The 7,225-nt window shown below is 71.0% G+C and carries 7 protein-coding genes; 2 read left to right on the forward strand and 5 right to left on the reverse strand.

Annotated features, from left to right (window positions below; translation table 11 throughout):
- The 5 genes from AWZ10_RS04055 to AWZ10_RS04075 form a co-directional block, all read right to left on the reverse strand.
- On the reverse strand, positions 1-1,198 hold a 1,198-nt coding region (locus AWZ10_RS04055; RefSeq protein ID WP_060890453.1), incomplete at its 3' end, for a cytochrome P450.
- A gap of 50 nt (positions 1,199-1,248) precedes the next feature.
- Entirely contained in the window at positions 1,249-1,893 is a 645-nt protein-coding gene (locus AWZ10_RS04060; protein ID WP_060890454.1) for a GTP-binding protein, read from the reverse strand.
- A complete protein-coding gene (locus tag AWZ10_RS04065; RefSeq protein ID WP_046704603.1) occupies positions 1,871-2,230 on the reverse strand; it encodes a DUF742 domain-containing protein in 360 nt (119 codons plus the stop codon). Before AWZ10_RS04065 ends, AWZ10_RS04060 begins: the two co-directional genes overlap by 23 nt.
- Positions 2,227-2,640 (reverse strand): roadblock/LC7 domain-containing protein, encoded by a 414-nt coding sequence (locus tag AWZ10_RS04070; RefSeq protein WP_046704604.1) that lies wholly within the window; start codon positions 2,638-2,640, stop codon positions 2,227-2,229. Before AWZ10_RS04070 ends, AWZ10_RS04065 begins: the two co-directional genes overlap by 4 nt.
- The gene (locus AWZ10_RS04075; protein ID WP_060890455.1) at positions 2,637-4,001 is read right to left on the reverse strand and encodes an ATP-binding protein; all 1,365 of its coding nucleotides are present in this window, start codon (positions 3,999-4,001) and stop codon (positions 2,637-2,639) included. Before AWZ10_RS04075 ends, AWZ10_RS04070 begins: the two co-directional genes overlap by 4 nt.
- A 363-nt stretch (positions 4,002-4,364) precedes the next feature.
- Here AWZ10_RS04075 and AWZ10_RS04080 point away from each other — a divergent pair, with 363 nt between their 5' ends.
- Entirely contained in the window at positions 4,365-5,321 is a 957-nt protein-coding gene (locus tag AWZ10_RS04080) for a helix-turn-helix domain-containing protein (protein WP_046708632.1), read from the forward strand.
- A gap of 559 nt (positions 5,322-5,880) precedes the next feature.
- A partial coding sequence (locus AWZ10_RS04085; RefSeq protein WP_060890456.1) for a sensor histidine kinase occupies positions 5,881-7,225 on the forward strand: 1,345 nt, incomplete at its 3' end.

Consider the following 7,225-nt stretch of genomic DNA (forward strand, 5'->3'; position numbering starts at 1 on the left):
CGGGAGACGCGGGCGCCTCGGCCGTCGCGCCGACCACGGGCGCGGGCGGGAACGTCACCGGCAGTGCGGCGAGCGCCCGGTGGAAGGGGCCCGGACGCCACTCCAACGCCCCTACAGGTACGGTGAGTTCGACGTCCGGCAGCCGGTCGAGGAGCTTCTCGACCGCCACCGAGGCGATGAGCCGGGCCTCGCTCTGCGCGGGGCAGTTGTGCGGGCCCGCACTCCACGCCAAGTGGGCCCGGTTGCCCACGCGTTGATTGTTGGTCAGGGCCGGATCGGTGTTGGCGGCGGCCAACGAGACGACGAGCGGGTCGCCGGCCTTCAGCAGCGCGCCCTCGTACAGCACGTCACGCTTGGGGTAGTGCACGGCGTAGTTGGCCATCGGCGGGTCGGTCCACAGCACCTCGTCGAGGGCGTCCTCGACGGGGAGGCTGCCGCCGGACAGGTCGCCGGCGAAACGGTCGTCGGCCAGCAGCAGGCGCAGCGCGTTGGCGATGAGGTTCTGCTGCGGCTCGGTGCCCGCGCCCATGAGGACCACGAGGGTGTGGATCATCTCCTCGTCCGTCAGTCGCGCCGGATGCAGGGTGAGCCACGACGTCACGTCCGGACCGGGGTGCTTCCGCTTCAGCGTGACCAGTTGGAAGAGCGTGGCGGTGAGCAGTTCGTCGGCCCGCTCGGCGTCCACCCCGTCGAAGATGCCGGACATGCCCTCGACCAGCTTCAGCCCCAGCTCGGCCGGGCAGCCGAAGAGGTGGTTGAAGACGAGCAGGGGCAGCACCTGGGCGTACTCGCCGAGGAGGTCCGCCCTGCCGGTGGGCGCGAGCCGGTCGATGAGGGTGTCGGCGCTGCGCTCGACATAGCCGCGCAGGGTGTGGGGCTCGACCCGGGCGAGGCTGTCGGTGATGGCGCCGCGCAGCCGCCGGTGCTCCTCGCCGTCGGAGAACAGGGCGTTGGGCCGGTACATCATCATCGGGACGACGGGACTGTCCGGGGGGACGGTGCCGTCGTTGAGGTCGTTCCAGCGGCGTGGGTCCTTGGCGAACGTCTCCGTGCTTCTCAGCACGTGCAGCGCGGCGTCGTAGGAGGTGACGAGGGTGGCCCGCACGCCGGGGGCCAGCTCGACGGGTGCGGTCGGGCCGCTCGCGCGCACGCGCCGGTAGAAGGCGGCCGGATCGGCGGCGAACTCCGGGCCGTACATGGGCCGGTGGGCCGGGCAGCCCGGGGGCGGTCCGGCCGGCGATGCGGAGGTCACGCGTGCTCCCGTTCGGTCTCGGTCCCGGTCCCGGTCCCGGTCCCGGTCCCGGTCTCGGTCTCGCGGCTCAGGAGGTACTCGACGAGGGCGATCAGTGCCCGGGTGGAGGAGTCCGGCTCTCGGGCGTCGCAGCGCACCAGCGGGGTCTCGTCCAGCAGGTCGAGAGCCTCGCGCACCTCGTCGAGATCGTGCACGGGGGCACCGTCGAAGTCGTTGACGGCGACGGCGTACGGCAGGCCCAGCTCCTCCAGGACGCCCATCACGTCGAAGGAGTGGGACAGGCGCCGGGTGTCGGCGAGGACCAGCGCGCCGAGGGCGCCGCGGGTCATGTCCTGCCAGAGCTTGGTGAAGCGCTGCTGTCCGGGGGCGCCGAACAGGTACAGCACCAGGGAGTCGTCGAGGGTGAGCCGGCCGAAGTCCATGGCGACCGTGGTGGTGCTCTTGTCGTGGGTGCCGGCGAGGTCGTCGACCAGGGCGCCCGCCTCGGTCATGACCTCCTCGGTGCGCAACGGCCGGATCTCGGAGAGCGTGCCGACGAACGTGGTCTTGCCGACCGCGAAGTGACCGACGACGAGCAGCTTGGCAGCCGTCCTCACCGTCGGCCGCAGGTAGACGTCGTCAGAGGCGGGCGCGGAGCCCATCGAGGACCTCCTGGAGGATTCTGGCGTCGGACGGCCGGGCGGCCGGTATGGGGGCGCGGGTGACGATGTGGCCGCTGTCCATGAGGTCGGCGACCAGCACCTTGGTGACGCTGACCGGCAGCAGCAGATGTCCGGCGACCTCGGCGAGGGAGAGCGCGCCGGGTCGGCACAGCTCCATGACCCGGCGCGTCTCCGGGGTGAGGCCGGAGAGCGACAGGTCGGTGGTGGCGACCAGCAGCGTGACCAGGTCGAGGGTGTTGCGTGTCGGGTGGGCGCGGCCGCCGGTGACGACGTACGACCGCACCAGACGTCCACCGGGCCGGCGGCGGGGCGTCATGCCCTGCTGCCCGAGTCCTGCCGCGCCGGACTGGTCAGCTCCTTGCCTAGCCGGTCGACGAGCTTGTGCATGCGATAGGTCACCGACTCCATGTCGACCTCGTCGCCGGTGGACACCGCGAGGTAGGCGCCTTCGCCGGCGGCGACGAGGAAGACGAAGCCGTGGCCGAACTCGATCAGGGTCTGTCGCCACGGGCTCTTGGCCGGGCCGCAGAACTCGGCGGTGCTGCGGCTGATCGACTGCAGTCCGGAGAGCCCGGCCGCGAGCCGCTCGGCGTCGTCGCGGTCGATGTCGGCGGAGTGGGCGCGGAGCATGCCGTCGGAGGAGAGCAGGATGGCGTGGCGGGCCTCGGGCACCTTCAGCACGTCGTCGAGCATCCAGCCCAGCTCGTTGGTCGTGGGCTCGATCATGCGTGGGGGGTCCCTTCGTTCTCGTGGGGGGTGGGCCGCCGGGTGGCGGGGTCGGGGTCGGGGACGTACTCGTCCTCGTCGAGGATGCGTCCCGCCGCCCGGCCGAAGCGGGTGCCGCGGGCGAAGGCGCCCATGATGCGGGCGTTCTCCTCGGGCGATCGGCCGGGAATCTCCTCGGCCGTCGCGGGCTCCGGGTCGGGGGCGGCCGTCCGCTTGGGGGTGCGTCGGCGACGCTTGGGCAGCCCGCCCGCGGTGGCGTCCTCGGGTGTGGCCTCGGGCGTGGTCCCGGCGACGGCCCGACGGGGGACGGCGGCCGTCTCTGGAAGGGGTGTCGGGTCGATCCGTGGCTCCGGGGCGGCGGGTTCCAGGTGGGTGAGCAGAGCGGTGGGCAGGAACGCGACGGCGCGGACGCCGCCGTACGGCGAGCGGGTGTCCACGGAGACGGTGAACCCGTAGCGCCGGGCGAGCATCCCGATGACGGCGAAGCCGAACTGGGGCGGGTCGTCGAGACGGGTGACGTCCACCTCGCTGCGTCCGCTCAGCAGCCGGGTGGCGTGTCGCACGGCGTGGGCGTCCATGCCGACGCCCGCGTCGTCGATGACGACGCACGCGCCGTTGTGCACGTGCTGGACGTCGACCTCGACCGTGGTGTTGGGCTGGGAGTGGCGGGCGGCGTTGTCGAGCAGTTCGGCGACGGCGAGGACGACCGGCTCCACGGCGCGGCTCTCCACGGCGATGTCGACCTGGCCGTGGACGCGGACGCGCCGGTAGTCGCGGATGCGCGAGGTGGCGCCCCGGACGACCTCGCCGAGCGGGGAGGTGGCGCGCTGCCGTCCCGGCCAGGAGCCGCAGAGTACGGCGATGGCCTGGGCGCGGCGGCCGAACTGGGCGTTGGTGTGGTCGACTTCGAGGAGGTCGCTCAGCACGTCGGGGTCGTCGTGCCGGTCCTGCATCTCGGAGATGGAGACCTGCTGCTCGTTGGCGAGTGCCTGGATCGAGCGCATGGACGCCTTGAGGGCGGCCTTGGCGGACTGGTCGGCGCGGGTCTGCGCGTGCTCGACGGCACCGGAGAAGCGGACCAGCACCTCGTCGAGGCCCTTGCCGAACTCCGTCTCGGCGAACCGGCCGTCGAGCGGTCCGACGCCCGGGACGGTCTGGCCGGGATGGTCGGCGAGGGCCGGCAGTCGGACCGTGACCAGATGGCGCAGCTCCTCCTCCCGGGCCCGCACGTCGTCGGCGAGGACGGCGTTCCTTCCGCGCTGCCGCCTGGTGATGCCTTGTTGGCGCAGCAGGAGTACGGCGGCGGCGAACAGGGCCACTGCCAGCGCCCAGGTCACCGCCTGCGGTATCGGTTCGGTCATGAAGTACGAGTCCTTACGTCCTCACGTCCCCAGGCGTCGGCGCGTCCGGTACGCCGGGCGGGAGTTGACGGAGCGCCCGACGCTAGCGGCGCGACCGCGTGGGTACTTTCCGTGACGCGCAGGGAAGTTGTCACAGGGCGCATGAGTGGCGCAAGGGGCGCAGGTGACGTCGCGCCCCTTCCCCTGGCATATTCGGCCACCCTTGGCCCGACAACATGGCAACCGCTTGCCACGCTAGGGTGCCCTCCAGGTCTGACCTGACGGTAACCATCTTTGATCAATCAGACGTTGAAGATTTTCCCGTCGGTGACCGTAAAGGACCACAAGCACGCAGTCGGGGGCCGGCGCCAGGGAGGAGCAGCGTTGCCCGCGGGAAGTTACAGCGTCGAGGCGCTGACCACCGAGGAGTTGAACCCGCGCGAGCGTGCCGATTTCTGGACCGAACAGATCGGCTCGTACCAGTCCCGGATGGGCTTCAGGTACGCCCGGTCGGACAACTTCCGCGGTGAGACCGTCCGGCAGCGCACCGACACGTACCAACTGGTCAAGTACCGGTCCGACGAGATCGAGTACACCCGCACGATGCGTCAGGTGCGCCAGGACCCGGACGAGGACTACCGGCTACTGGTGCCGACGAGCGGCGAGATCGTCCTGCGGCAGGACGGCGAGGAGGCCCGGCTGACCCCGGGCACGGCGGCTCTGGTCACCTTCGCGGCACCCTTCCAGTGTCTCCAGAGCGACGCCATCGACGCGTTCATCTTCACGATCCCGGCCCGCGAGGTGGACGGCCGGCTCAACACCGGATCACCGGTCGCCAGCGGCCTGGACCTCACAGTCGGCCTCGGCCGGATCGTCGGCTCGATGCTGACCGGACTGCACGAGGAACGGGAGCACCTCACCGACCCGGAGTTCAACGCCGTCTCCGACCGGGTCGTGGAGCTGGTGTGCATGCTCACCGCCGGCGACGACCGCCCCGACGCCCCCGGACAGCTGGGCGAGGTGGAGGCGATGGTCCGCCGCTACGTGCGCGACCATGCGGCCGATCCGAACCTCACGGGAACGGCGGTGGCGCGCGCCCTCGGCTGGTCGCTGCGCCAGATCCAACTGGCCCTGCAGAAGGCGGGGACCACGCCCCGCGAGCTGATCCGCGAGGAGCGGCTGCGGCTGGCCCGGGACCGCTTACTGTGCGCGGAGTGCGAGCACATGACGATCACGGATCTCGCCTACTCCGCCGGCTTCTCCTCCGCCAGCGCCCTCAGCACGGCCTTCCGGCGGCGCTACGGCGTCAGCCCTCGGGAGATGCGACAGAGCACACGCTGACTCAACTCCTCTTGAAATCAAGAGAGTTCGGCGGAAAACCTACGGCGAGGGGCTACTCGCAGAACAGATTCTCACGCCCGCCCCTCCCACGGTTCGATTGAAGTCTAAAGCTTAGCCAAAGCATCACCGGGCGTCGATCCCCCTCTTTCCGACCCAACCGGTGTGAATGTTCCCGGGTCGTGTTGTGGGCACCGTGTGTGACCGGAGCCACATCGAACGCGACTCCGCACGCCTCGGCGGCAGTTGACACGAGGCAGCACGACGGCCGAATGGCGTGATTCTTGCGCTCCGCACGACCGGAGCGAGCGTAGCCGCGACGGAACCCGCAGGTGACCCGCCGCCCGGCCGCCCTCTTTCACAGATGGCGCGGTGTCATGTCGACGTGTGAAGAACTGCTGCGCCACCGCCCCGTGAATAGAGGGTAAAAAGGCGTCGCAGACCCTTGCCACCGCTGACGGCACCTCAGGTGACAGACCTCCCCTGAGCGTCTAGGACCGCTGGTCAGATAGTTGACGTTCTTCGCTACTCTGTCGCGTACTGGCTGATCGAGAGGACTCCGATGCCTGAACCCCCACCCTTCGCAGCGACCCCGGAACACGGTCGGCCGGACACGACGACTCCCCCGTCTCGTCACCGGCACGGAAAGACCGGGGCGTCGGATTCCGCCAACTCCCCCGCAGCCCAGCCCCGACTGACGCGGCTGGCCGTGCTCCCCGCGGCGTTCATGGCCGGAATATCCACCGCCGTCACGGGCACGGTCCTGCGGCTGCAGGAGGGCACGGCCGACGCCGCCACCTGGGGTGTGCTGGCGGGCGGCGCGGTCCTCGGCTGCGGCTGCCTGGCCGCGGCCGTGGTGGCGGCCAGGTCACGGGCCAGGTCCGAGGCGAAGCGCGCCGAGTCCCTGCGGCAGGCCATCACGACCGGCAACTGGGCGCTCGAGGAGGACCTGACCCGCCTCAAGCGGGGCGAGCAGCTGCTCTCGCGCGGGTTCGCCTACCAGGCGTCGCGTGCCGAGGACCCGTACCAGAAGCTGCAGTACGACGTCACCGAGGCCCAGCACCGGGCCCGCGAGGCCCTCGTCTGGGCGGCGAGCTACTTCCAGTCCGCCTCCGACGACAACAGCGACAAGGTCGAGGTCTTCGTCAACCTGGCCCGCCGGCTGCAGTCGCTCGTCCACCGCACCATCCGTGAACTGGACGATCTGGAGAACCAGGTCGAGGACCCGGACCTGCTCCGGCGCATCTTCGGCATCGACCACCTGGCCACCCGAATACGGCGGCACGCGGAGAACCTCGCGGTGCTCGGCGGCGCGATCTCCCGTCGCCAGTGGACCAATCCGGTGTCGCTGACCGAGGTGCTGCGGTCCTCGATCGCCGAGGTCGAGCAGTACTCCCGCGTCAAGCTGGTGCCGCCCATCGAGGGCACGCTGCGCGGCCACGCGGTCGCCGACGTCATCCACCTGCTGGCCGAACTGGTCGAGAACGCCACCATGTTCTCCCACCCGGACACCCAGATCCTCCTGCGCTCCCGCCGGGTGACCGCCGGCATCGCCATCGAGGTCGAGGACCGCGGCCTGGGCATACCCCAGGAGGACCAGGACCGGATCAACACGCTGCTCGCCGACCCGGCCCGCATCGACGTCGCCAAGCTGCTCGCCGACGGCCGGATCGGTCTGTTCGTGGTCTCCTCCCTGGCCCGCAGGCACGGCATCGCGGTCCAACTGCAGGGCAACATCTACGGTGGCGTCCAGGCCATCCTGGTGCTCCCGCAGGGGCTGCTGGGCGAGGAGGAGGGGCAGGCTCCCGTCCAGGCACCGGCCCAGGTACGTCCGCCCGCCGCACCCCACCCGGGGCAGACGCCCGCCTGGGAGGCCCGGGCCCACGCCGCGCCGCCCGGCGCCGTAC

This window comes from Streptomyces europaeiscabiei (assembly GCF_001550375.1).
GTDB lineage: Bacteria > Actinomycetota > Actinomycetes > Streptomycetales > Streptomycetaceae > Streptomyces > Streptomyces europaeiscabiei.